The sequence below is a fragment of the Geodermatophilus sp. SYSU D00700 genome, assembly GCF_054050255.1.
In genome coordinates this window covers 1-22,947 of the sequence record NZ_JBJGZA010000022.1, presented here as the reverse complement: position 1 = coordinate 22,947, position 22,947 = coordinate 1, and the positions used below count along the sequence as shown (strand labels likewise).

25 protein-coding genes are annotated in these 22,947 nt (G+C 74.8%); 16 read left to right on the top strand and 9 right to left on the bottom strand.

Going from position 1 to position 22,947, the window contains the following annotated elements; genetic code table 11:
* Nucleotides 1-80 precede the first annotated feature (80 nt).
* Nucleotides 81-1,037, bottom strand: a complete 957-nt coding sequence (locus ACI79V_RS15975; RefSeq protein ID WP_456890635.1) for a helix-turn-helix transcriptional regulator — start codon at nucleotides 1,035-1,037, stop codon at nucleotides 81-83.
* Between the two features lie 99 nt (nucleotides 1,038-1,136).
* On the bottom strand, nucleotides 1,137-1,490 hold the full coding sequence (locus ACI79V_RS15970; protein ID WP_456890634.1) for an ANTAR domain-containing protein: 354 nt from the start codon (nucleotides 1,488-1,490) through the stop codon (nucleotides 1,137-1,139).
* Between the two features lie 339 nt (nucleotides 1,491-1,829).
* On the opposite strand from ACI79V_RS15970, the gene ACI79V_RS15965 reads away from it, so the two are divergent.
* The 9 genes from ACI79V_RS15965 to ACI79V_RS15925 all read left to right on the top strand — a co-directional run bounded on the left by ACI79V_RS15965 (nucleotide 1,830) and on the right by ACI79V_RS15925 (nucleotide 10,842).
* Complete coding sequence (locus ACI79V_RS15965) at nucleotides 1,830-2,984, top strand: glutathione-independent formaldehyde dehydrogenase (RefSeq protein WP_456890633.1); 1,155 nt, start codon at nucleotides 1,830-1,832, stop codon at nucleotides 2,982-2,984.
* A gap of 1 nt (nucleotide 2,985) precedes the next feature.
* A complete protein-coding gene (locus ACI79V_RS15960) occupies nucleotides 2,986-3,561 on the top strand; it encodes a type 1 glutamine amidotransferase domain-containing protein (RefSeq protein WP_456890632.1) in 576 nt (191 codons plus the stop codon).
* Nucleotides 3,558-4,046 (top strand): hypothetical protein, encoded by a 489-nt coding sequence (locus tag ACI79V_RS15955; RefSeq protein WP_456890631.1) that lies wholly within the window; start codon nucleotides 3,558-3,560, stop codon nucleotides 4,044-4,046. Before ACI79V_RS15960 ends, ACI79V_RS15955 begins: the two co-directional genes overlap by 4 nt.
* Nucleotides 4,043-5,218 (top strand): zinc-dependent alcohol dehydrogenase, encoded by a 1,176-nt coding sequence (locus ACI79V_RS15950; protein WP_456890630.1) that lies wholly within the window; start codon nucleotides 4,043-4,045, stop codon nucleotides 5,216-5,218. The genes ACI79V_RS15955 and ACI79V_RS15950 overlap by 4 nt, the downstream gene beginning before the upstream one ends.
* Before the next feature lie 91 nt (nucleotides 5,219-5,309).
* Nucleotides 5,310-5,984 (top strand): DUF1345 domain-containing protein, encoded by a 675-nt coding sequence (locus ACI79V_RS15945; protein WP_456890629.1) that lies wholly within the window; start codon nucleotides 5,310-5,312, stop codon nucleotides 5,982-5,984.
* A 383-nt stretch (nucleotides 5,985-6,367) separates the two neighbouring features.
* The gene (locus ACI79V_RS15940) at nucleotides 6,368-8,749 is read left to right on the top strand and encodes an endo-1,4-beta-xylanase (protein WP_456890628.1); all 2,382 of its coding nucleotides are present in this window, start codon (nucleotides 6,368-6,370) and stop codon (nucleotides 8,747-8,749) included.
* A 524-nt stretch (nucleotides 8,750-9,273) separates the two neighbouring features.
* Complete coding sequence (locus ACI79V_RS15935; protein WP_456890627.1) at nucleotides 9,274-9,726, top strand: SRPBCC family protein; 453 nt, start codon at nucleotides 9,274-9,276, stop codon at nucleotides 9,724-9,726.
* Entirely contained in the window at nucleotides 9,719-10,243 is a 525-nt protein-coding gene (locus tag ACI79V_RS15930; protein ID WP_456890626.1) for a TetR/AcrR family transcriptional regulator, read from the top strand. The genes ACI79V_RS15935 and ACI79V_RS15930 overlap by 8 nt, the downstream gene beginning before the upstream one ends.
* A 56-nt stretch (nucleotides 10,244-10,299) precedes the next feature.
* The gene (locus tag ACI79V_RS15925) at nucleotides 10,300-10,842 is read left to right on the top strand and encodes a TspO/MBR family protein (protein ID WP_456890625.1); all 543 of its coding nucleotides are present in this window, start codon (nucleotides 10,300-10,302) and stop codon (nucleotides 10,840-10,842) included.
* On the opposite strand, the gene ACI79V_RS15920 is transcribed toward ACI79V_RS15925, so the two are convergent.
* A complete protein-coding gene (locus ACI79V_RS15920; RefSeq protein WP_456890624.1) occupies nucleotides 10,811-11,308 on the bottom strand; it encodes an N-acetyltransferase family protein in 498 nt (165 codons plus the stop codon). The genes ACI79V_RS15925 and ACI79V_RS15920 overlap by 32 nt on opposite strands.
* A gap of 11 nt (nucleotides 11,309-11,319) precedes the next feature.
* Nucleotides 11,320-11,508 (bottom strand): hypothetical protein, encoded by a 189-nt coding sequence (locus ACI79V_RS15915; protein ID WP_456873556.1) that lies wholly within the window; start codon nucleotides 11,506-11,508, stop codon nucleotides 11,320-11,322.
* Nucleotides 11,509-11,619: 111 nt separating this feature from the next.
* Here ACI79V_RS15915 and ppk2 point away from each other — a divergent pair, with 111 nt between their 5' ends.
* The 6 genes from ppk2 to ACI79V_RS15885 all read left to right on the top strand — a co-directional run bounded on the left by ppk2 (nucleotide 11,620) and on the right by ACI79V_RS15885 (nucleotide 17,517).
* The gene (ppk2, locus tag ACI79V_RS15910) at nucleotides 11,620-12,456 is read left to right on the top strand and encodes a polyphosphate kinase 2 (protein ID WP_456873555.1); all 837 of its coding nucleotides are present in this window, start codon (nucleotides 11,620-11,622) and stop codon (nucleotides 12,454-12,456) included.
* Nucleotides 12,457-12,553: 97 nt separating this feature from the next.
* A complete protein-coding gene (locus ACI79V_RS15905; RefSeq protein ID WP_456890623.1) occupies nucleotides 12,554-14,089 on the top strand; it encodes a phospholipase D-like domain-containing protein in 1,536 nt (511 codons plus the stop codon).
* Between the two features lie 40 nt (nucleotides 14,090-14,129).
* Nucleotides 14,130-14,906 carry an SDR family NAD(P)-dependent oxidoreductase gene (locus tag ACI79V_RS15900; RefSeq protein ID WP_456890622.1) on the top strand — a complete coding sequence of 259 codons (777 nt, stop codon included), beginning with the start codon at nucleotides 14,130-14,132 and terminating at the stop codon, nucleotides 14,904-14,906.
* Nucleotides 14,903-15,436: a methyltransferase domain-containing protein gene (locus tag ACI79V_RS15895; protein ID WP_456890621.1), complete on the top strand. Its 534-nt coding sequence runs from the start codon at nucleotides 14,903-14,905 to the stop codon at nucleotides 15,434-15,436. The genes ACI79V_RS15900 and ACI79V_RS15895 overlap by 4 nt, the downstream gene beginning before the upstream one ends.
* A gap of 31 nt (nucleotides 15,437-15,467) precedes the next feature.
* A complete protein-coding gene (locus ACI79V_RS15890; RefSeq protein WP_456890620.1) occupies nucleotides 15,468-16,643 on the top strand; it encodes an acyl-CoA dehydrogenase family protein in 1,176 nt (391 codons plus the stop codon).
* Nucleotides 16,644-16,821: 178 nt separating this feature from the next.
* Entirely contained in the window at nucleotides 16,822-17,517 is a 696-nt protein-coding gene (locus ACI79V_RS15885; RefSeq protein WP_456890619.1) for a response regulator, read from the top strand.
* Here the strand turns inward: ACI79V_RS15885 and ACI79V_RS15880 are convergent.
* From ACI79V_RS15880 to ACI79V_RS15860, 5 genes are all read right to left on the bottom strand, one after another.
* Nucleotides 17,499-17,936 carry a hypothetical protein gene (locus tag ACI79V_RS15880; protein ID WP_456890618.1) on the bottom strand — a complete coding sequence of 146 codons (438 nt, stop codon included), beginning with the start codon at nucleotides 17,934-17,936 and terminating at the stop codon, nucleotides 17,499-17,501. The two genes, ACI79V_RS15885 and ACI79V_RS15880, sit on opposite strands and share 19 nt — an antisense overlap.
* Before the next feature lie 72 nt (nucleotides 17,937-18,008).
* Nucleotides 18,009-19,184, bottom strand: a complete 1,176-nt coding sequence (locus ACI79V_RS15875; protein ID WP_456890617.1) for a sensor histidine kinase — start codon at nucleotides 19,182-19,184, stop codon at nucleotides 18,009-18,011.
* Between the two features lie 134 nt (nucleotides 19,185-19,318).
* Nucleotides 19,319-20,053 carry a DUF3618 domain-containing protein gene (locus ACI79V_RS15870; protein WP_456873547.1) on the bottom strand — a complete coding sequence of 245 codons (735 nt, stop codon included), beginning with the start codon at nucleotides 20,051-20,053 and terminating at the stop codon, nucleotides 19,319-19,321.
* A gap of 39 nt (nucleotides 20,054-20,092) precedes the next feature.
* Nucleotides 20,093-20,671, bottom strand: a complete 579-nt coding sequence (locus tag ACI79V_RS15865) for a phage holin family protein (protein WP_456890616.1) — start codon at nucleotides 20,669-20,671, stop codon at nucleotides 20,093-20,095.
* Between the two features lie 3 nt (nucleotides 20,672-20,674).
* Nucleotides 20,675-21,535: a hypothetical protein gene (locus ACI79V_RS15860; RefSeq protein WP_456890615.1), complete on the bottom strand. Its 861-nt coding sequence runs from the start codon at nucleotides 21,533-21,535 to the stop codon at nucleotides 20,675-20,677.
* A 310-nt stretch (nucleotides 21,536-21,845) separates the two neighbouring features.
* On the opposite strand from ACI79V_RS15860, the gene ACI79V_RS15855 reads away from it, so the two are divergent.
* The gene (locus tag ACI79V_RS15855; protein ID WP_456890614.1) at nucleotides 21,846-22,688 is read left to right on the top strand and encodes a siderophore-interacting protein; all 843 of its coding nucleotides are present in this window, start codon (nucleotides 21,846-21,848) and stop codon (nucleotides 22,686-22,688) included.
* Nucleotides 22,689-22,947 lie beyond the last annotated feature (259 nt).

Below are 22,947 nucleotides of genomic sequence, written 5' to 3'. Positions count from 1 at the left end.
TCGACCGACCTGCCGTACACGCCGACGACCGAGACGATGCCCCACTGGGGCAGGACGTGATCGCCTGGCGACGGATCGGCTCAGGTCGCTCCGGTCACCTCGGGCGGGATGCGCAACCCACCGCGCAGGGCGCGCACCGCGGCGGCCGTGAGGTCGCTGGTCCCCAGGGCGACCAGGCTCCGCCCCAGGGAGTCGGCCACCGCGTCCGCGGCCACGTGGAGTGACCGCGCGAGGGCCGGGATGTCGGTGACGCCCTCGACCACGAGGCCCAGGACGCGGAGGTCCAGAACGGTGAGGCCGCGCAGGTCGCCCGGTGGGCACAGGAGCACCGCGGCGGAGAGGTGGTCGAGGTCCGGGCGGGCGACGTCGAGCGCGGTGACCCGGATCAGCTGCTCGCCGCCGGTCCCCGGTGCCGGGGCGAGGAACGAGGTGTATGCGCCGCCGACGGCCAGCTCGTCAGCGGCGACCCCGAGGATCGGTGAACCCGGCGTCAACAGGCGGTCGTCCGGCAGACCTGGCAGCGGCAGGACGTCGCCCCCGCGGGTGAGGACGGCGCCGGCGCCGGCGGTCCCGACGATCCGAGCGGTCTCGGCGATGTCCCGGGTCCGGTCCAGGTCGTCGGCGATCACCGTGGTGGCGGCCGCGACGACCCTCCGGTCAGCCCGGCCCGGTCGCGACGGATCGTCGGAGAGCAGGCTGAGGAAGCCGACGTGCCGGCCGTCCGCCGTGACCAGCGGGGCCGCCAGACCCTGACGGAAACCTGCCGGGAGCAGGTGGTCGGCCCATGCGCGGACCTCGCACAGGGGGCTCGGGATCTCGCTGGCCAGCATCGGCGGACGGTGCCGGTTGAGGCCCAGCAGGTCCACCTCCTCGTCGGCCTCCGGACGCCGGAAGTAGGCGACGAGTGCCTCGGCCGGACCGGTGGTGGCCAGCGGGACGTGGGTCTGCCGCTCGGGGTCGCGCAGGGCGAGCCAGCCGGTGTCGAAGGGCAGGATCCGCCCGAGCTCCTGCAGGTGCTCGGCAGCCCGTTCCCGCACGGTGGCGGACGATGCGACGCCTGCGACCTCCGACCACACCCGGTGGAGCTGCGGTTCGCTCCCGCTCGTCACGGCTCACCTCCCTGCGCGGGGCACGGCTCACAGACTCCCCGTGTAGATCACCGTCTCGGCCAGCACCCGCACCTTGACGTTGCTGTTCTGGCTGTGCGTCACGAGCATCGCGAAGGCCTGATCGGCCGTGAGCTGGCGCTGGCACATCAGGATGCCGATCGCGATGCCGATCTGCCGGTTGGTGGCCACCGCCTGCTCCAGGTTGGCCGCCCTGTCCTCCGCCGATCGGACCCGCGCGTGCAGTTGGTCGAGTTCGGCGAGGACGGCGAAGCGGTGCACGGGCGCGGCCGGCGCCTCCCCTGACGGGTCGACGGTCATCGTGTCCTCGCCCTCCTGCTGTGCGACCGGTGTGCGGATGGGCCGGTGCGTCGTCGCCTGCACCCCGTGGACCTCTCCTGCGACGGACGCCAGGGTGCGGGTGCGTTCCGGCGTCCGGCATCGGCAGAGCGACCGATCCGCGCCTCCGGGGGTGGGCGGGACGGGGTCCGGCCCTCGTCCCGGCTGACGATGCCGAGCTCCCAGAGGGGTGCGCCGGCCGACGTGGCGACGGCGCGCAGGCCACCCCCGTGTGCGCGCACTCCCCGGCGCGGTCGAACCCCCGGGTGGACGTCGACCGGCCCGGGATCGGCATGTCTGCCGATACCGGACACCCCGCCGCGCCGGGTGCAATCGAGGTCCCGACCCGAGCCGGGCACGGGACCACCCTGACGAGGAGGCAGCGTGAAGGCAGTCGTGTACGACGGGCCCCGGCAGGTCAGCGTCAAGGACGTACCGGACGCGCGGATCGAGCGACCGACCGACGTCCTGGTGCGGATCACCTCGGCGAACATCTGCGGCTCGGACCTGCACATGTACGAGGGCCGGACCGACTTCGAGACCGGCCGCTGGTTCGGGCACGAGAACCTGGGCCAGGTGGTCGAGGTCGGCGACGGGGTCGACAAGGTGCGGGTGGGGGACTGGGTCGTCCTGCCGTTCAACATCGCCTGCGGGCACTGCAAGAACTGCGAGCGGCAGCTCACGAACTACTGCCTGACCGCCCAGCCGGAGCCGAAGATGGCCGGCGCCGCCTACGGCTTCGCCGACATGGGCCCCTGGGCCGGTGGGCAGGCGGAGCTGCTGCGCGTGCCCTGGGGTGACTTCAACTGCCTGCGGCTGGGTGAGGACGCCGAGGAGCGCCAGACCGACTACGTGATGCTCGCCGACATCTTCCCGACCGGCTACCACGCCACCGAGATGGCCGGCGTGAAGCCCGGCGACCAGACGGTCGTCTACGGCGCCGGCCCGGTCGGGCTGATGGCCGCTCTCTCGGCCACCATCCGGGGGGCCGGCAAGGTGATGGTCGTCGACCGGCACCCCGACCGGCTCAAGCTGGCCGAGTCGATCGGCGCGATCGCCATCGACGACTCGAAGGTCGACCCGGTGCAGGCCGTCCTCGAGCAGACGATGGGGCTGGGCGCGGACAACGGCTGCGAGTGCGTCGGCTACCAGGCGCACGAGCCCGACGGCCAGGAGCAGGCCAACCTGACGATGAACCGGCTGGTCGCCTCGGTGCGGTTCACCGGCACGATCGGCACCGTCGGCGTCTACGTGCCGCAGGACCCCGGCGCCAGCGACGAGCTGGCGAAGCAGGGCAAGCTCGCCTTCGACTTCGGCATGTTCTGGTTCAAGGGCCAGCACATCGGCAGCGGCCAGGCACCGGTCAAGAAGTACAACCGGCAGCTGCGCGACCTCATCGCCGCGGGCAAGGCCGAGCCGTCGTTCATCGTCAGCCACGAGCTGCCGCTGGACCAGGCGCCGGAGGCCTACGAGCACTTCGACAAGCGGGACGACGGATGGACGAAGGTCGTCCTGCACCCGGCGATGGCGGGGAGCTGACGTGGCCGGAGAGCTGAACGGACGGCGGGTCGCGATCCTGGCGGCCGACGGGGTGGAGCGCGTCGAGCTGGAGCAACCCCGTCGGGCCCTGGAGGACGCCGGCGCCCGCACCGTCGTCGTCTCCATCACCAGCGGCGAGATCCAGGCGCGCGACCACGACCTCGAGGACGCCGGCACCTTCGCGGTGGACCAGCTGGTCGGCGCGGCGTCGGTCGACGACTACGAGGCGCTGCTCCTGCCGGGCGGGACGGTGAACCCGGACAAGCTGCGGATGGAACCCGCCGCGGTGCAGTTCGTCCGGGACTTCGTCCAGTCGGGGAAGCCGGTCGCCTCGATCTGCCACGGCCCGTGGAACTTCGTCGAGGCCGACGTCGCGCGCGGCCGCCGGCTGACCTCGTGGCCGAGCGTGCGCACCGACCTGCGCAACGCCGGGGCCGAGGTGGTCGACGAGCAGGTCGTCACCGACGGCAACATCACGACGAGCCGGTCGCCCGACGACCTGCCGGCCTTCTGCGAACGCATCGTGCAGGAGTTCGCGCGGGCCCCGCAGGCCGCCGCCACGGGAGGTCGGGCATGACCACGTCCATCGGGAACGTGGCGTCCCTCGCCGCCCGCGCCGGCGGGAGCGTCGTCCGCCAGGTGCGGTCGGCCATCGACCCGTCCACCGCCCGGCCGGCCGGCGCGGGCCGGCCGGCGTCCGGGTGGCTCGTGGTGACCGTGTTCCGCGAGCCGCCCGACGTCGACACCGCGCGGCTGCCCGCCCCCCTGGCCGAGCTCGGCGACCGGATCGAGGTCCGCGTCCGCCCCGCCGCGGACGGCAAGGGCACCGAGCTGGCGGCCCGGCTGCGCGACCGGCCGCCGCCGGGCACCGCCCTCGGCCGGTTGAGCGGCAGCGACCCGCAGGCCGACCTGCGGTCCGCGCTGCGCCGCGCCAAGCAGCTCATCGAGGTGGGTGAGGTGCTCGCGGTGGACCCGGCGCCGCACGGCAGGCGGACGGCGACCCCCGGCGGCGTGCTCCTGGAGGCGTGGACCCGGATGGCGCCCAGGGCAGGTGTCCGATGAAGGCGGTGACCTGGCGCGGGGTCAACGAGATCGGCGTCGAGGACGTCCCCGAGCCCACGATCCTCAACGACCACGACGTCATCCTCGAGGTCGGCCTGTCGGTGACCTGCGGCTCCGACCTGCACCTGCTGGGCGGCTACATCCCCGCCATGCGTGCGGGGGACGTGCTCGGGCACGAGTTCATGGGCACGGTCGCCGAGGTCGGGCCCGGGGTGACCAAACACCGGGTCGGTGACCGGGTGGTGGTGGCCTCGTTCATCGGCTGCGGGCAGTGCTGGTACTGCAAGCAGGAGCTGTGGTCGCTGTGCGACAACGGCAATCCGAACCCGGGGATCACCGAGGCGCTGTGGGGCCAGTCCATCGGCGGCTGCTTCGGCTACTCGCACGCGATGGGCGGCTGGGCGGGCAGCCACGCCCCCTACATCCGGGTGCCCTACGCCGACCAGGGCGCATTCACCATCCCCGACGGCGTCTCCGACGAGCGGGCGCTGTTCGCCTCCGACGCCGCACCCACCGGCTGGACCGGGGCGCACCAGGCCGAGGTCCGGCCGGGCGACGTCGTGGCGGTGTGGGGGGCCGGAGGCGTGGGCCAGATGGCCGCCCGCGCGGCCATGCTCATGGGCGCCGAGCGGGTCGTCGTCATCGACCGGTACGACAACCGGCTCGACCAGGTCCGCACGCACGTCGGGGCGGAGACCCTCGACTACGAGGCGGTCGACGTCCCCGCGGAACTGCGGGAGATGTCCGGCGGGCGCGGTCCGGACGTCTGCATCGAGGCGGTGGGCATGGAGGCGCACAGCAACGGCCCGCAGTACCTCTACGACCAGGTCAAGCAGCAGTTGCGGCTGCAGTCGGACCGGCCGACCGCCCTCCGGGAGGCCATCTACGCCTGCCGCAAGGGCGGGACGGTGTTCGCGCTGGGGGTGTTCGGGGGCCTCGTGGACAAGTTCCCGATGGGGGCGGTGATGAACAAGGCGCTGACCCTGCGCGGCGCCCAGCAGCACGGGCACCGCTACATCCCGGAGATCCTCGAGCGCATGAGCCGGGACGAGGTGCGGACCGAGCACCTGGCCACCCACGTGATGTCCCTGGACCAGGGGCCACGCGGGTACGAGATGTTCAAGAACAAGGAGGACGGATGCGTCCGTGCCGTCTTCCGTCCGGGTGGCTGAGGCGCCGACCGGCGGCCCACCGTACGGCCCGGCGACGAGCCGTACGGTGGGCCGGCGCCGGGCCCCCGCCGATCCGGTGCGGGGCGACCCGGTGAGCGCCGCACCCCGCCCGACGGCGGTGGGGGCGGGCCCACGGCCGACGATCCTGTCGTGGCGCCGCCTGCTGACCTGCCTCGGCGGCGGGGTCCTCGCCGCCGCGCTGACCACGGTCGCCGGCGTCCCCGAGCTCGCGGCCCTCGTCGGCTGGGCCGTCGCCGCCGGCGGCCTGCTGTTCTGGGTGTGGCGGATCAGCTGGCCGCGCGACGCGGAGGGGACGAAACGCCTGGCCGAGGAGGAGGGGCAGACCCGGGTCACGGACACGGCCGTGCTGGGTGCGGCGGTGGCCAGCCTCGCCGCCGTCGTGGAGGCCCTCGTCCGGTCCAGCTCCGGGGACGCCGTCGGGGTCGCCACCGTGGTGCTCGGCGTCCTCGTGGTGATCCTGTCGTGGGCGCTGGTCAACACGGTCTTCGCCCTCAAGTTCGCGCGCCACTACTACGCCGGTGGCGACGGCGGCATCGACTTCGGCCAGCGGGAGCCGCCTGCCTACAGCGACTTCGCCTACGTTGCGTTCACCGTCGGGATGAGCTTCGCGATGCCGGACACCCAGGTCGAGGACACGTCGATCCGCAAGGTCGCCCTCGGGCACGCCCTGCTGTCCTACCTGTTCGGCACCGTGGTGATCGCCGTGGCGGTGAACCTGGTGACCAACCTGGGGCAGCAGGGATAGCGCCGGGGTGACGGCCGACGCGGTCGACCAGGCCGCTCTCCCTCGGGGGAGCGGCCTGAGTCGTCTCCGGTTCCGGTTGGCGCCGGTGTCATCAGCGGCAGGGCGCCCATGCGGTCACCGGCCTCGCGACTCGAGCGGCACGCACCGGCACTGCAGAGGTCCTCGAGCCTTGGATCCAGGGCAGGCGGGGACCGCCGGCGAGGCGCGCGCACCCGCCGGCGTCTCCGCCTACCGCTCCGTTCCGGGACCGGCGTCTCGCGACTGTTGACCACGCCTCATGTGAGGTGCTTCACTCGGAACCGATAGTTTCCGGAAGTTCCTGCACCACTTCCGGACCTTGTCGCGCCTGCCCGGCGCCCCTCCCCGAGGAGAACCACGACGCAATGAGCCGACGACGCCTCGCGGCCGGGACGACCGTCCTGGGCCTGCTCGCACCGCTGGGGGTGGGCCTCGCGCCCTCGGCCGCCGCCGCCCTGGCGACGGTGCACGAGACCGGCTTCGAGGACGGGACCAGCGGCTGGTACGGCCGCGGCTCCTCCGCGGCCGTGACCACCGACGTGGCCCGCACCGGTGCGCACAGCCTCCTCTCCAGCGGTCGCACCCAGGCCTGGCAGGGTCCCGGCGTCAACGCGCTGCCCTTCATGCCGGCCGGCACCTACGAGGTCGCGGCCTGGGTGCGGCTGCCGGCGGGTTCCGGCAGCGACCAGGTGACCCTGAGCGTGAAGCGGGTCAGCGGCGGCGCGACCGCCTACGAGACGGTCGCCTGGCAGGTCGCGGTGAGCGACGCCGACTGGACCCTGGTCACGGGCGAGTACACGCACGCGACGGACAACACCGAGCTCGAGCTGTACCTCGAGAGCCCGGACCCCACGCAGAGCTTCTACGTCGACGACGTCACGGTCGTCGGCGAGGCCGCGGCGCCGAGTGAGCCGGGCACCGTCCAGCCGGTCAGCAGCGACTTCGAGAGCGGCCTGCAGGGCTGGGGCCCGCGCGGCGACGCGCAGGTCGTCACCACGACGTCCGACGCGCACGGCGGCACCACCAGCCTGCTGACCACCAACCGGTTGCAGGGGTGGCAGGGGCCGACCCTCGACGTCACCGAGAGCCTGGCCGTCGGCAGGACCGTGCAGATCTCCTTCTGGGCGAAGCTGGCTCCTGGGCAGTCGGCGACGTCGGCGTCCCTGAAGGCCTCCATCCAGCGCGACCGCGCCGGCGCCGCCACCGGCTACGACAACGTGCCGGGCGCCAGCGCCGTCGTCACCTCCGACGCGTGGACGGAGATCACCGGCCGGTACACCCTCGGCGCGCCGATCGACACGGCGCAGCTCTACGTCGAGGGCGACGCGAACGTCAGCTTCCTCATCGACGACGTCTCGGTCGCCGAGTTCACCGAGACGCCGATCCAGGACGTGCCGGCCCTCCAGGACGTCCTCGGGAGCCAGGGCTTCGAGCACGTCGGCGTCGCCATCGACCAGCGGGAGACGGTGGGCCGGGCGTCGCAGCTGGTGCAGCGGCACTTCAACGCCTTCACCCCGGAGAACGACGGCAAGCCCGCCGAGATCCAGCCGACCGAGGGGACCTTCACCTTCGGTGACCTCGACGCCCTGCTCGACCACGCCGACGCCACCGGCGTCCAGGTGTACGGGCACGTGCTCGCGTGGCACTCGCAGACCCCGGACTGGTTCTTCAAGGACGGGAACCGCGACCTGACGAACAGCCCCGCGGACCAGGCCCTGCTGCGCGCCCGCATGGAGGCGCACATCAAGGCGATCGCCGACCACGTCAACGCCCGCTACCCCGACGGGAACAGCCCGATCTGGGCCTGGGACGTCGTCAACGAGGTCATCAACGACAGCGACAACGCCAACCCGCACGACATGCGCGACAGTCGCTGGTTCCAGGTGCTGGGCGAGACGTTCGTCGACGACGCCTTCCGCTTCGCCGACAGGTACTTCCCGCAGGCCGAGCTGTTCATCAACGACTACAACACCGAGATGCCGACGAAGCGGGCGGACTACCTGTCGCTGATCGCCGCCCTGCAGGAGCGGGGCGTGCCGATCGACGGGGTGGGCCACCAGGCGCACATGGACTTCGCCCGCCCGGTGCAGTGGCTCGACGACTCGCTGACCGCCGTGGAGCAGCTCGACCCCTCCCTGCTGCAGGTCATCACCGAGCTGGACATCAGCACCTCGGCCGAGAACCACGGCGCCGACGTCAGCAGCGGCGCCACTCCGCAGCACCGCCCCGGGATGGCCGACCAGGACGAGGCCGAGACCGAGAACGGGTACTACTACCGCGACCTGTTCGACATGCTCCGCAGCCACTCGGACTCCATCGAGTCGGTGACCTTCTGGGGCATCAGCAACGCCCGCAGCTGGCTGCGGACGTGGCCGGCCGCTCGGCCGTGGGAGGCGCCGCTGCCCTTCGACGACGACCTGCAGGTGACCCCGGCGTACTGGGGGATCGTCGACCCGTCGCAGCTGGCGGAGCGCCCGTCCGACCAGCTGGCCCCGCGCGTCGCCGGTCACGACCCGGTCTCCGCGACCTCGTCGGGCGCCGCCGGTGCGAAGGTCTCGTACACGGTCACCGCCGGTGACACCCGGGACGGCGCGGTGACGGCGACGTGCGCGCCGCCCTCGGGGTCCCGGTTCCCGATCGGCACCACCGAGGTCACCTGCACGGCGACCGACGCGGCCGGGAACACGTCCAACCCGATGACCTTCGACGTGGTGGTCACCCGACGCGCACCAGGACCACGCGCCTGAACCAGGTGCACCGCACGACCGGCCCTCGACCACACCCGTGGCCGGGGGCCGGTCCGCGTGTGCGGCTCTGCCGCGGCCGCAGGGGCCGGAGTCCCCTCGGCAGCCGGCCGCCGCGGCGCCCGTCGGGTTCCCGCGCCGACCCGGCTCACCGACCGCGGCGACCCGGCGGCGCGAGGGGTCCGGGGAACGGCCGAGCGAGGTCGCCGATCCCCTGCGCCGGTGGCCGGCACCCGCGGGGGCAGTCGAACCCGACGGCCACCCCGTCCACCCAGCCCACGGCAGCCGATCGGCCGCAGCGCGGGCAGGTCTCCCACGTCACTCGTTCACTCGACACTCGGGGATCCCCGGTCACGACGCCGGTCGGCGACAGATGGAGGAGTGCCCGACCGGCGCCTCGTGCCGGGGTCTCCTCCCCGGGGCGAACGAGGAGTACCCGCGGACGGCGGTGCGGGAACGTCGGTCTTGACGCGGCTAACGACGTTAGCCACACTGGCTAACGTCGTTAGCTGGATGAGGAGGGCGTCATGGCCGAGAGACTGTCCGCCGACGTCGACATCGATGCGACACCGCAGCAGGTGTGGGACGTGCTCACCGACCTCGCCGGATACCCGGCGTGGAACCCGTTCATCGTGCGGGCCGAGGGAGCCGTGGCCCCGGGGGAGAGGCTGACCCTGAGGATGCAGCCGGCCGGCGGCCGGGCGGTGACCCTGCGGCCCCGGCTGGTCGAGGTCGACGTCGCACGGCGCCTGCGGTGGCGCGGCAGGCTGGGCGTGCCCGGCCTCATGGACGCCGAGCACACCTTCACGCTGGAGCCGCGGGGGAGCGGCACCCGGCTCGTGCAGCAGGAGGACTTCAGCGGCGTCCTCGTCCCGTTCCTGGCCGCGTCGCTGCACCGGGGCACGCTGCCCGCGTTCGTGGCCATGAACGAGGCGCTCAGGACCCGGGCCGAGCGAGCCGCGTCGCAGCCTCGTGGCTGACCCGCTCTCCCCGCGAGCCCGCGAGATCGTGGCCGTCGCCCGCGAGGTCCTGGAGCGGGAGGGGCCGGACGCGCTGACCATGCGCCGGATCGCCGAGGTCCTCGGGATCCGGGCCCCGTCCCTCTACAAGCACGTGCCGGGGAAGGAGGCCCTGGAGGTCGCCATCACCACCGCGGGCTTCGAGGAGGCCGCCGCCGCGTTCGAGGCGGCCACCGACGGCGCGGCCGAGCCCCTCGCCGCCTTCGTCGTGGCCTACCGCGCCTTCGCCCGGGCGCACCCGCACCTGTACCGGCTGATGACCGACCGCCCGCTGCCGCGGGCCGACCTCCCCCCTGCGCTGGAGGAGCGCACCGCCGCGCCCCTCCACCGGGCCACCGGCAGCCCCGCCCGGGCCCGCGCGGCGTGGGGGTTCATCCACGGCATGGTCCTGCTCGAGCTGAGCGGCCGGTTCCCCGACGACGGGATGACCGAGCAGGCCTGGCAGGCCGGGATCGCCGCGATGCGCCGCCGGGACTGAGCACACCGCCGCCGAGCCACTCCACACCCGCCGTTCCCGCCCTCGAGGAGACCACCGTGGACGTCCTCCGGTCCGCCCGCAGCGCCGCCGACCGCAGCGGCACGGGAGCCCGCACGCCCCGGATGCGGAGGCGCTCCGTCCTGCAGGCGAGTGCCTGCACCGCCGTGGCCGCGGTGGCCGGGAACGCCTTCGTCGGCAGGGCGGCGATGGCCTGGTTCCGGGGTCTCACCGCTCCGCGGGGGCAGCTGCCGCTGCCGGCCTTCCTGGTCGTCGGCGTGCTCTACTACGGGGTCATCGGCTACGTGCTGGCGCGGAGCATCGACCGTCGCGACACCCGGAGCACCGCGTGGAGCCTGGCGGTCCTCGCCGGGAACGAGGCCTGGAACGGGGTCTTCTTCGGCCGGCGGAGCACCCGCGCCGGCTTCGTCGGCCTGTGCGCCTTCACCGTGCCCGTCCTGGCCCTGCAGCGATCGGTGGCCGGGGACGTGCCGTCCCGTCGCGCCCTGGCCCCCTACACCGCGCACGTCCTCCTCTACGACCTGCCCTGGACCTACCGGCTCTGGCGGCTCAACCCGACCGGTGCCCGCCGTCCAGGGTGAGCACGAGCTCGCGGAACGGCCGGTCCCCGGGCCCGGTGAAGTCCCGGACGGGGCGGAAGCCGGCCGACCGGCACAGGCCGAGCGACCGCTCGTTGAAGGTGGCGACGGCGGCGCGGACGGCCGACGTCGCCCCGAGGTCGCGGGCCAGGGCGACGACCTGCGCGACGAGGTGCGTCCCCAGGCCCCGGCCCGTGACGTCCGGGTGCACGCCCATGCCGACGTCGACGGTGCCCGGGACCGGCCGCTGCCCGCGCACCCGTGCCTCGGGGCCGACCACCGCGAAGGCCAGCACCCGGCCGTCCGCGTCGACCGCCGGGTAGTAGCCCGCGCCGTCCGCGGTCCGGGCGGTGAACAGGTGCGGGTTCCGCGGGTCGGAGTCGTAGAGGTCGAACGGCGGTGGGTAGGCCCAGCTCACGACCTCGGTGGCCTCCTCCTCGGTGAGGGGCCGGCGCAGGAGGGTGAGCACGGAACCGACCGCTACTCGCGGACGACCCACACCTCGGCGGGTCCCTCGGGGGTGTCCCGCACCTGCACGGGCTGGTAGCGCTCGTAGACGCCGAACCACCGGGGGCCGTCGTAGACCAGGACCGACGACGCGAGGAGCTCGGGCCGTACGTCGTCGACCTCGCCGTGGCGCGGTCCGCCCCAGTGGAAGACGAGCGGCATGCTGGGCAACCTAGCCGCTCGGACCCGGGGACGGGCACCGTCCCGGCCCGGGGACCGGGATACGGCACCGACGTGTTGCCCAGGTCACACCGCAGGTCGATGCTGCCCTGCATGACCTCGAAGAAGCGATCGGGCCCCTCGGTCGAGGAGGCGCCGCAGTCGACGGGCAAGGTCGACACCGCCTGGTACGAGCGCGAGATCGCCCGCCTGCAGGTGGAGCTGGTCAAGCAGCAGGAGTTCATCCGCGCCCGGGGACTGCGGGTCGTCGTCGTCTTCGAGGGCCGCGACGCCGCCGGCAAGGGCGGGGCCATCCAACGCATCACCGAGACGCTCAACCCGCGGGCCGCCCGCGTCGTCGCGCTCGCCGCGCCCACCGAGCGCGAGCGGGGGCAGTGGTACTTCCAGCGCTACGTCCCGCACCTGCCGACCCGTGGCGAGATGGTCCTGTTCGACCGGTCCTGGTACAACCGCGCCGGCGTGGAGCGGGTCATGGGCTTCTGCACCGACGAGGAGTACGAGGAGTTCCTGCGCTCCTGCCCGGAGTTCGAGCGGATGCTGGTCCGCAGCGGGACCATCCTGGTCAAGTACTGGTTCTCGGTCAGCGACACCGAGCAGGAGAAGCGGTTCCAGGCGCGGCTGAAGGACCCGACCAAGCGCTGGAAGCTCAGCCCGATGGACCTCGAGGCCCGCAACCGCTGGGTCGACTTCTCCCGCGCGAAGGACGCCATGTTCGCCGCCACGGACATCCCCGAGGCGCCGTGGTGGGTCGTCGAGGCCGACGTGAAGAAGCGCGCCCGCATCAACGTGATCACGCACCTGCTCGGTCAGGTGCCCTACGAGGACCTCACCCCCGACCCGCCGACGCTGCCCCCACGGCCGCCGAACACCGACGACTACGTGCGGCCGCCGAAGGACGACCAGAACATCGTCCCCGACGTCGTCCCGTGACCTGACCCGGCCGGCCGGGTGGCCCGGCCGGCACCGATCGGATGACGGCGGCGCGCTGACCGCGCACGGTGCTTGCGCAGGTCGGCAGACTGCCCTGGTGATCGAGAGCGCCGACGCCGCCGGGCCGACGTCCCCGGCCCCCGCCGTCCCGGCGCCCGTCCCCGCCCCCTCCGACGACACGCTGCTGGTCCCCGGCGAGACGTGCTGGCGGATCGAGCGGGCCGACCGGTTCGCCGTCTTCGTCGACGCCGCCGACTACTTCGCCACCCTCAAGCGGGCGGTGCTGCGCGCCGAGCGGCGGGTGCTGTTCATCGGCTGGGACTTCGACCCCCGCATCCGCCTGGACCCCCGCAGCCCCGGCCCCGCCCGCGAGGACCGGCTGGGCCGGGTGCTCGAGCGGGCGGTGCGCGCCAACCCCGAGCTGGAGATCGGCGTGCTGCAGTGGGACCTCGGCATGCTGGTGGCGCTCAACCGGCGGATGGCACCGATCGTGCTGCTCAACCGCCGCACCCCCGACCGGCTGCGGTTCAGCATCGACACCCACCACCCGATCGGCGGTGCCCACCACCAGAAGATCGTCGTCATCGACGACTGCCTGGCCTTCGCCGGCGGCATCGACGTCACCGCCGACCGCTGGGACACCTCCGAGCACCGGGACCGGAACCCGCTGCGCCACCGGCCGCACACGACCCGGCTGCGCGGCGCCTGGCACGACGTGACCAGCCTGGTGTCCGGCCCGGCGGCCCGCGCCATCGGCGACCTGGCCCGGGAGCGCTGGGAGAGCGGCACCGGCGAGCACCTCGAGCCGGTGGCCGACGTCGAGCCGTGCTGGCCCGACGTCGAGACCCTCCTCACCGACGTCGACCTCGCCGTCTCCCGCACCCGGCCCGAGCACGGCGGCGCCGAGCTGGTCCACGAGATCGAGCTGCTGTGGCTGGCGGTGATCGCCGCCGCCCGGCGCGCCGTCTACATCGAGACGCAGTACTTCGCCAACCGCCGGATCGCCGAGGCGATCGCCGACCGGCTGGGCGAGGACGACGGCCCGGAGTTCGTCGTGCTCAACCCGCGGTCGGCCGAGAGCTGGCTGGAGACCAAGGCGATGGACACCGCCCGGGCCAAGCTGCTCGCGCTGGTCCGGGAGGCCGACCGGCACGACCGGTTCCGGCTGCTGGTCCCGGTCACCGAGGAGCGGGAGCCGGTGTACGTGCACGCCAAGGTCACCGTGCTCGACGACCGGCTGCTGCGGATCGGCTCGTCCAACCTCAACAACCGGTCGATGGGCCTGGACACCGAGTGCGACGTGTCGATCGAGGCGCGCACCGGCGACCCGCGCGAGGCGGAGTTGCGGGCGGCGGTCCTGGGCATGCGCCACCGGCTGCTCGGCGAGCACCTGGGCGTGGACCCCGAGGAGGTGGCCGCCGCCGTCGAGCGCTCCGGCGGCTCGCTGGTGCGCGCCGTCGACTCGCTGATGCGGCCCACCGGCCGGTCGCTGGTGCCCTTCGAGCCCCCGGACCTCGCCCCGGTGGAGCGGCTGCTGGCCGAGACCGAGCTGCTCGACGCGGAGCACACGCCCAACCGCTGGCGCCGGGTCAAGCAGGCCTTCGGCGGCCGCCGCCGGCGCCAGCGGGGCTGATCGTCGTTCCCGGTCCACGGTGCCGGGTAGGGCGCGGGGCATGAGCGGCTCAGCGACCTTCGACTTCACCGGCTCGGTCGTCCTCGTCACCGGCGGCGGGACGGGCATCGGCCTGGCGATCACCCGGGCCTTCCTCGACGCCGGCGCCACGGTCGTGGTCACCGGCCGGCGGCGGGAGCCGCTGGAGTCCGCCCTCGACGGCGTCCCCGCCGAGCGCGGGGCGGCGCTGCCCGCCGACGTCTCCGACCCCGCCCAGGTGCGGCAGCTCGTCGCCGACGTCGTCGGCCGGTTCGGCCGGCTCGACGTCGTGGTGAGCAACGCGGCCGGCTACGCGAGCGGGGAGGTCACCGACCTCGCCGACGACGCGTGGGAGCAGATGCGCGCCACCAACGTCGACGCGTTCTTCCACCTCGCCAAGGCCGCGCTGCCCCGCCTCGCGGAGTCCGGCGGCACCCTGGTCGCCGTCTCGTCGGTGTCCGGCCTGCGGGGCGACTGGGGGCAGGCCGGCTACAACGCCACCAAGGCCGCGGTCACCAACTTCGTCCGGTCGCTGGCGCTGGACTGGGGCCCGCGCGGGGTGCGGCTCAACGCCGTCGCGCCCGCCTTCACCTTCACCGAGCTCAACGCGGACGCGCCCCGCGACGAGGAGTCGCTCGCGCCCTTCCGCAACCGCATCGCGCTCGGCCGGCCGGGTGAGCCCGAGGACATCGCGCCGGCGGTGCTGTTCCTCGCCTCGGAGGGCGCCCGGTACGTGACGGGCGCGGTGCTGGCGGTCGACGGCGGGACCAGCGCGTCCACCGGACAGGCGCACGTGTGACCGCGCGGACGGCGTCGGACCGGCTGGCGTTCGTCGCGGGCGTGGTGGCCGCGGCGCCGGGGGAGCGGGTGCTCGAGGTCGGGTGCGGGCACGGCGTCCTGGTCACCGCGCTGGCCGCGGCCGTCGGGGCGGGCGAGGTGGTCGCCGTCGACCGGTCGGCGCGGATGGCCGAGGCGGCGATCCGGCGGAACCGGGCCGCCGTCGACGCCGGCCGGGTCCGCGTGCTGGCCGCGCCGCTGCTCGGCGCCGACCTCGGGTCCGGGCGGTTCGACGCCGTCGTCGCCGTCGACGTGCGGGCGTTCTGGACGCCGCCCGCCCCCGAGTGGGACGTCGTGGCGCGCACGCTGGCCCCCGGCGGGCGGGTCGTCGTCGGCTTCTCGGTGATGCGCCCGGAGGACCGCGAGCGGGTGACCACCGCGGTCGCCGGCCTCGCGGGGGAGCGGGGGCTCGCGGTCGCCGCGACGGTGGAGGCGGCGACGGCGCCGTACGCGACCGCCGCGGTCGAGTTGCGGGCTCCCGCGCGCGGGTAGGTGAGGGCGACCCGACGACGGAGGACCCGTGATGACCGACGACCTGCCCGGCGACCTCTACGGCTACGAGACGCTGCTGACCGACGACGAGCGCAAGGAGCTGACCGGCATCCGGCGCTTCCTCAACGAGGAGGTCCGCCCGCGGGTCAACGACGCGTGGGCGGCGGCGGAGTTCCCGATGGACCTGGTGCCCCGCTTCGCCGAGGCGGGCATGGTCGGGCGCAGCTACGACCTCGAGCACCGGCCGCGCGCCTCGCGGCTGTTCACCGGGTTCATCGCCCTGGAGACCGCGCGGGTCGACCCGTCGATGGCCACCTTCCTCGGCGTGCACAACGGCCTGTCGATGGGCTCGATCGTGCTGCTGGGCTCCGACGAGCAGCGCGCCCGCTGGGTGCCCGACATGGTGGCGCTGCACCGGATCGGCGCCTTCGCCCTCACCGAGCCGCACGGCGGTTCCGACGTCGCCCGCGGGCTAGAGACGACCGCCCGCCGCGACGGCGACGAGTGGGTGATCGACGGCGCCAAGCGCTGGATCGGCAACGGCACCTTCGCCGACGTCGTGGTCGTGTTCGCCCGCGACGTCGCCGACGACCAGGTCAAGACGTTCGTCGTCGAGAAGGGCACCCCCGGCTTCACGCCGTCGAAGATGGAGGGCAAGTACGCGCTGCGCACGGTGCAGAACGCCGACATCGTGTTCGACGGGTGCCGCGTCCCGGCGGCGAACAAGCTCGAGCACGGCAACTCGTTCAAGGACGTCAACCGGGTGCTCAAGCTCACCCGCGGCGGCGTCGCGTGGTCGGCGGTGGGCTGCCAGATGGGCGCGTTCGAGGCGGCCATCGCCTACGCCAAGGAGCGCGCGCAGTTCGGCCGCCCGATCGCCGGGTTCCAGCTGGTGCAGGACCTCCTCGCCCGCATGGCCGGCAACGTGACCGCGAGCCTGGGCATGGCGGTGCGGGTGTCGCAGCTGCAGGAGGAGGGCGTCTTCCGCGACGAGCAGGCGGCGCTGGCCAAGTCGTTCGTCACCGCCCGGGCCCGCGAGACCGTGGCGCTGGCCCGCGAGCTGTTCGGCGGCAACGGGATCCTGCTGGAGAACGACGTCGTGCGGTACTTCGCCGACGCCGAGGCGCTCTACTCCTACGAGGGCACCCGCGAGATCAACAGCCTCATCGTCGGCCGGGCGCTGACCGGGGTGAGCGCCTTCGTCTGATCGGCGGCGGCCCGAGTGAGCGGTTGCGGTCGGCGACCCGCGCCGACACGCCGTGTCGACCGGCGACGACTGCTCACTCGGCCGGGCGAGCCCGTGCTCTCCGGCTGCACGGGCGGGCCGGCCCGGCCGATGACCTCCCGGACGGGCGGGACCACCGCCCGCGCGAGGGAGGGGTGCGGTGGCCGCGCAGTCGGTGCTCGTCGTGGAGGACACCGCGGAGATCCGCGAGCTGGTCGCGACGGTGCTCACCGGGGCCGGGCTCGAGGTCCGCGCCGTCGGCTCCGCCGCCGAGTGCCTGGCCGAGGTGCGCCGGCGCGCCCCCGACCTCGTGGTCCTCGACCTGGGGTTACCCGACGGGGACGGCACCGAGGTCTGCCGGCAGCTGCGCGCCGAGAGCGGCTGCTACGTCCTCATGCTGACCGCGCGCGCGGAGGAGGTCGACCTGCTCGTCGGCCTGGCCGTCGGCGCGGACGGCTACATGGCCAAGCCGTTCTCCCCGCGCGAGCTCGTCGCCCGGGTACAGGCGATGCTGCGCCGTCCGCGGGCGGTCCCGGCGGCTCCGCCGGCGGCCGACGCCGTCGTCCGGCTCGCCGACCTCGAGGTCGACGAGGACAGCCGCGAGGTGCGCGTCGACGGCGCCGTCGTCGACCTGACCCGCACGGAGTTCGACCTGCTCGCGGCGCTGGCGGCGCGGCCGGGTCGGGTGCTGCAGCGCGAGACGCTGCTGCGCGAGGTGTGGCGGACCGACTGGGCCGGCAGCCTGCGCCTGGTGGAGGCGCACATGTCCAACCTGCGCCGCAAGCTGCAGGCCGCCGGGCTGTCGGCGGCCGAGATCCGGACCGTCCGCGGGGTGGGCTACCGGCTGGTGGCCTGACCGTCGCGGGGCGCCGGCACGGTGCCGGCGGCCTCGGCGAGCTCGGTCACGAGGGTGCGGGCGACGACGCCGCGGCGGGCCTGGCGGGCGATGGCCCCGGACAGCCGGGCGACGGCGGGGTCGCCGAGCTGCGCGCTGCTGCCGGCCAGCGCGCCGGCGTCGGCGGCGAGGGTGCGGGCGTCCCCGGCGCGGGCGGCGCGGTCGATGGCGGCCAGCCGGCCCGGCAGGGCGTCGGCGTGCGCGGCGCGCAGCCGCTGCACCAGGGCGGGGTCGACGGCGGGGGGCTCGACGGCGGCGAGGTCGGGTCCGGCCGGCGCGGCCGTGGCGCGGTCCTCGAGGAAGGCCAGCAGGCGGGCGGGCAGGTCGCCGTCGGTGACGATCGTGGTCCGTCCTGCGGTCGCGCCGTGCTCCGTGCTCACGCCGGGGAGCCTGCCACCGCCTCCGCAGCGCCGGCGCGGGACCCCCGCACGATCGGCGCAAGACCGGTGTGCTCAGCGGGGCAGGACCAGCGTGGCCGTGGTGCCGCGGCCCTCGGTGCTGACCAGCTCCAGCCGGCCGCCGTGCGCGGTGGCGATGGCCCGGGTGATCGCCAGGCCCAGCCCTGCGCCGGGCACCGACCGGCGCACGTTCGACGCGCGGGTGAAGCGGGTGCCCAGGCCGGCCTGCTCGGCGGCGGGGATGCCGACACCGGTGTCGGTGACGGCCACCCGCACCTCAGGACCCGCTTGCTCGACGCCGATGTGGACCCGCCCGCCGCGGGGGGTGAACTTGACCGCGTTGGACACCAGGTTGTCCAGCGCCTGGCCCAGCCGAACGGCGTCGCCGGGCACGACCGGGCCGGCTGCCGGGGCGCGTGCGGTCAGGGTCACGCCCGCGGCGGCCGCGGTGACCCGCGCGGACTCCTCGGCGGCGCGCACCAGGGCGCCGAGGTCGGCCTCGCCGGGCTCGAGCGGGAACCGGCCGGCGTCGACCTGGGCGGTGAACAGCAGGTCGCCGACCAGCCGCTCGAGCCGGGCGGCGTTGCGCGCGACGACGTCCAGGTGCCGGCGCGGGCCGGCGCCGAGCCCGGGGTCGTCGAGGACGAGCTCGAGGTAGCCCAGCACCGAGGTCAGCGGGGTGCGCAGTTCGTGGCTGACCAGCGCCACGAACTGGTCCTTGAGCCGCTCGGCCTCGCGGGCGTCGGACACGTCGGTGCCGATGAAGGTCCAGCCGCCGGAGCCGTCGTCGTCGGCCCGCGGGGTGACCGCCACCGACACCGTGCGGCGGGTGCCGTCGGCGGCGACGTAGGTCCAGTCGCGGACGTCGCTGCCCCGCTCGGCGGCGGCGCCCACCAGCGCGGACAGCCCGCCGCCGGCGAGCTCGGCGGGGTCGTGGAAGTCGGTGATCCGCCGCTGCCGGACGACGTCGGCACGCGGGAGGCCGAGCAGCCGCTCGGCACCGGGGTTCCACACGCGGACGACGCCGTCGCGGTCGGTGCCCACGACCGAGTGCCGGGTGATCGCGTCGACGACGCCGGTCATCGTGGCGGCCCGGGCGCGCAGCATCCGGGTGGCGACGGCGAGCTCCTCGCCGCGGTCGGCGACCAGCGCGGCGAGCGCGGCCCGCTCGGCCTCGAGCTCGGCCACCCGCGCGCGCAGCGCGGCGAGCTCGGCCCCGGTCCCGGTCACGGGGGAGGGGTCGGCCCGTCCGGCCCGCGGCTGCAGCCGGCGCGCGGCCGGGTCACCCGGCCAGGGGAGGGCCGGACGCGGCAGCGCCCCGCCGGGCGGACCCGGCGGGGCGCTGCAGGTGGTGCGGGGTGCGGCTAGGAGCTGGTCGCCTGGCTCTGCACGGACTCGCGGGACTGCTGGGCCTGGCCCTGCACGTCCTGCGCGGCCGACTGGCCCTCCTGCTTGACCGTCTGGGCGGCGTCCTGGGCGGTGCCCTTGACCTCCTGGACGGCCTGCTGGGCGGCCGGCTTGAGCTGCTCGCCGACCTCCTGCGCGGCCTGCTTGGCCGGGGCGAGGAGCTGGTCCTTGTGCTCGCGGACCGCGGCCTCGGCCTGCTGGGCCAGCTCCTGCTCCTTCTGCGTGGCCGGCAGCAGGCTGCTCACCAGCCAGCCGACGCCGAAGGCGATGAGACCGGCCGCGAGGGGGTTGCCCTGCGTCTGGCGGATCACCGCGTCGGGCGCCTGCTGCACCGCCGAGGCCGCCTGCGAGGCGGCGTCCTGCACGGTGCCCGCCGCGCTGGACGCGGCGCCCTGCACCGAGCCGGCCACGTTCTGCGCCGTGCCCTGCACGCTGCCGGCCACGTTGGACGCGGTGCCCTGCACCGAGCCCATCGCGTTGTGCGCCGCGCCGCCGGCCGAGGAGCGGCCGTGGTGGGCCGAGCCCATCACGGCGTCCTTGGCGCGCGAGAAGCGGCCCTTGGCCGCGCTCATGCGCCGGTCGACGACGCGGGCCGGGTTGACCTTCTCGTTGAGGGCGTCGACGTCGTAGCTCAGCTCGCGCCGCGTCTCCTCGATCTGCCGCCGGATGACTTCCGGGTCACTGCTGGTCATGTCTGCTCCAGAGAGGTGGGGGGCCCGCAGGCCCGCGGGTCAGTTGGGCTTGAGGGCGCCGGGGACCTGCTGGAGGGTGTCCACGGTCCGTTCGGGCTTCGGGTTGACCTGCCGGAACTTCTTGCGGCCCATGGCGAAGGCGACCGCGCCGATGATCCCCCAGAGGACGGCCACGATCAGCGCCGACCAGCTGTGGCCCACCAGGTGCGACAGCGCCCACCACAGCGCGATGCTGAGGAAGATCACCGTCATCAGCCCGGCGAGGCCCGCGGCGCCGAACATGCCCGCGCCCTGGCCGGCCTTCTTGGCCTCGACCCGCATCTCGGCCTTGGCCAGCTCGAGCTCCTGGCGCATGAGCACCGAGAAGTCCTTGGTGACCTCGCCGATCAGCTGACCGACCGAGACGCCGTCGACGTCGGGCCGGCCGGCCTCGGTCGTCGGGGTGCCGAGGTCCCCGGCGTGCGCGCCCGTCGAGGCGCCGTAGGACTGGTCGGTGTAGGCGCTGCTGCCCTGGCCCTGGTCGTAGGTGGGCGGGACGGCGTAGTTGGCCTGCGGGGGCTCCGGCGGGTAGCCCGACTGGCCGCTCACCGGCGTCGCGCCGGAGTACGGGGAGGACATGGCTCAGACCCCCGTGCCCGGACGGCGGGTCGGGTCGTCCCAGCCGGCGGGCGTCGTCGGGGGCACGACCCCGCCGGCCGGCGGCGTCGTCCCGTACGGGGGAGGCGGCAGCGGGGTGCCGGTGGTCGACGGCGTCTCGCCGTACCCGCCGGTGGTCCCGTAGCCGCCCGAGGTGGTCGTCTCGTAGGTGGTCGTCGTCTCGTAGCCGGAGTAGGCCGGCGCCGGGTCGACGTAGTTGCTGGTGCCGTAGGTCGTCGTGCCCTGCTGCCGGCCACCCGAGGAGGAGCCGTCGCTGTGCGCGGCCTTGACCCCGCTGGTCAGCCGGCCGGCGAGGACACCGGCGAGGGCCGCGCCGAGGAGGAAGCTGCCGGGACGGCGCCGCGCGAAGCTGCGGACGTCCTCGAGCAGGTCGCCCGGCTCGCGGTTCTGCAGCATCCGGGCGAACTCCTCGACCCGGCCGGCGCCCTGCTCGATCAGGTCGCGGGCGGGGCCGGGTGCCGGCGCGTTGCCCTGGACCATGCCGCGCAGCTGCTCGGCGAGGCTGGACAGGCTCTGCCCGGCCTTCTGCTGCTGGGAGACCACCTGCTGGCGCACCTGGGTGCGGCCCTGGTCGACCAGGCCCTGGGCCTGGTACTTCGTCTCCGAGACCACGTTCTTCGCCTGGTCGGCGGCGGTCGAGGCGACCTGGCTGCCGGCCTGCTTGGCGGTCTCGCCGACGTTGCGGGCCTCGTCCTTCGCGACGTCGGAGGTGGACGGCGACCCGGTGGTCGTCGTGGTGGTCGTCGAGGTCGTACTCGTGTCCCCGTAGCCGGTCGCGCCCGAGCTGGGCGGCGGCGGGAGGGGAGCGTCGATGGAGTGGGTCATCGTTCCTCCTGAGTGGATCTCGGTCGGCGGTTCGCTACCCGGGAATGGATCACGCACACATCGCCGGGCGACGACCGTCGCCCGGTCGTGTGCGGGTGGAGCCCGGTCGGCACCCGTGCGGGTGCCGGCCGGTGAGCCGTGGGGAAGTGCGGTCGGGCGCCGTCGGGACCAGCGGCGCGTCCGGTGACGGCGCCGGGGACGGCGTCGTTCCCGCGGGCCACCGGCTACCCGGACGGCGGGGTACGGAAACCGGGCCGGGCCGCCCATCGGACGCAGGTAAGGTGAGCCTTCCCTGATCCGAGGAGGGCCCGTGGCCGACCAGAACCCGCCCCGCCGGCGCACCCCCCGCACCGGCACCGTGGTGCGCACCACCCGGCCGACGCCGCACGTCGTCCGCGTCGTCCTGGGCGGGGACGGGCTGGCCGGGTTCGCCCCGCAGCACACCGACTCCTACGTCAAGCTGCTCTTCCCGCCCGCCGGGGCGCCCTACGCCGCGCCCTTCGACCTCGACGAGGTGCAGGAGCGGCTGCCCCGCGCGCACTGGCCCTCCACCCGCACGTACACGGTGCGCTCCTGGGACGCCGCGGCCGGCGAGCTGACCATCGACTTCGTCGTCCACGGCGACGAGGGCGTGGCCGGGCCGTGGGCATTGGCCGCGCGGCCGGGCGACACCCTGCAGATGTTCGGTCCCGGCGGCGCCTACACCCCTGCCGCCGACGCCGGGTGGCACCTGCTGGCCGGCGACGAGACGGCGCTCCCGGCGATCGCCGCCGCGCTCGGCGCACTGCCCGCCGACGCCCGCGCGGAGGTCTTCGTCGAGGTCGCCGGGCCGGAGGAGGAGCAGCCGCTGCCCGGTGGGCCGGGGGTGCGGGTGACCTGGGTGCGCCGGGGCCCCGCGCCCGGGGTCGCGCTGGTGGCCGCCGTCGTCGGGGCCGACCTGCCCGGGGGCGACGTCCACGTGTTCGTGCACGGCGAGGCCGGTGCCGTCCGCGAGCTGCGCCGTTTCGTCCGGTCCGGGCTCGGCGTGCCGCGGGAGCGGATGTCGGTGTCGGGTTACTGGCGGCTGGGCAGCACCGAGGACCGCTGGCAGGCCGAGAAGCGCGAGTGGAACGCCGCCGTCGAGGCCGAGGAGGTCGGTCTCGGCGTCGCCTGACCCGGGGGGGGGGGGGGGGGGGGGGGGGGGGGGGGGGGGGGGGGGGGGGGGGGGGGGGGGGGGGGGGGGGGGGGGGGGGGGGGGGGGGGGGGGGGGGGGGGGGGGGGGGGGGGGGGGCGCCCCCCTCGGCGTCTGCGCACCCACCGGCGCGAGCCGGATCCGGGACGCGCGAGTCCCTTCCCCGCCACGCCGCGGGGGAGCACCATGTGGCCAGCCGACCGTGGGGAGGTGGCCGTGCTGCGTGCCGCGCGACGCGGAG

What these genes read in the sequence shown, in the direction of transcription:
- ACI79V_RS15955 (WP_456890631.1), top strand. Translation starts at nt 3,558, where the DNA reads ATGACCACGTCCATCGGGAACGTGGCGTCCCTCGCCGCCCGCGCCGGC.
- ACI79V_RS15950 (WP_456890630.1), top strand. Translation starts at nt 4,043, where the DNA reads ATGAAGGCGGTGACCTGGCGCGGGGTCAACGAGATCGGCGTCGAGGAC.
- ACI79V_RS15940 (WP_456890628.1), top strand. Translation starts at nt 6,368, where the DNA reads ATGAGCCGACGACGCCTCGCGGCCGGGACGACCGTCCTGGGCCTGCTC.
- ACI79V_RS15935 (WP_456890627.1), top strand. Translation starts at nt 9,274, where the DNA reads ATGGCCGAGAGACTGTCCGCCGACGTCGACATCGATGCGACACCGCAG.
- ACI79V_RS15915 (WP_456873556.1), bottom strand. Translation starts at nt 11,508, where the DNA reads ATGCCGCTCGTCTTCCACTGGGGCGGACCGCGCCACGGCGAGGTCGAC.
- ppk2 (WP_456873555.1), top strand. Translation starts at nt 11,620, where the DNA reads ATGACCTCGAAGAAGCGATCGGGCCCCTCGGTCGAGGAGGCGCCGCAG.
- ACI79V_RS15900 (WP_456890622.1), top strand. Translation starts at nt 14,130, where the DNA reads ATGAGCGGCTCAGCGACCTTCGACTTCACCGGCTCGGTCGTCCTCGTC.
- ACI79V_RS15890 (WP_456890620.1), top strand. Translation starts at nt 15,468, where the DNA reads ATGACCGACGACCTGCCCGGCGACCTCTACGGCTACGAGACGCTGCTG.
- ACI79V_RS15870 (WP_456873547.1), bottom strand. Translation starts at nt 20,053, where the DNA reads ATGACCAGCAGTGACCCGGAAGTCATCCGGCGGCAGATCGAGGAGACG.
- ACI79V_RS15865 (WP_456890616.1), bottom strand. Translation starts at nt 20,671, where the DNA reads ATGTCCTCCCCGTACTCCGGCGCGACGCCGGTGAGCGGCCAGTCGGGC.
- ACI79V_RS15860 (WP_456890615.1), bottom strand. Translation starts at nt 21,535, where the DNA reads ATGACCCACTCCATCGACGCTCCCCTCCCGCCGCCGCCCAGCTCGGGC.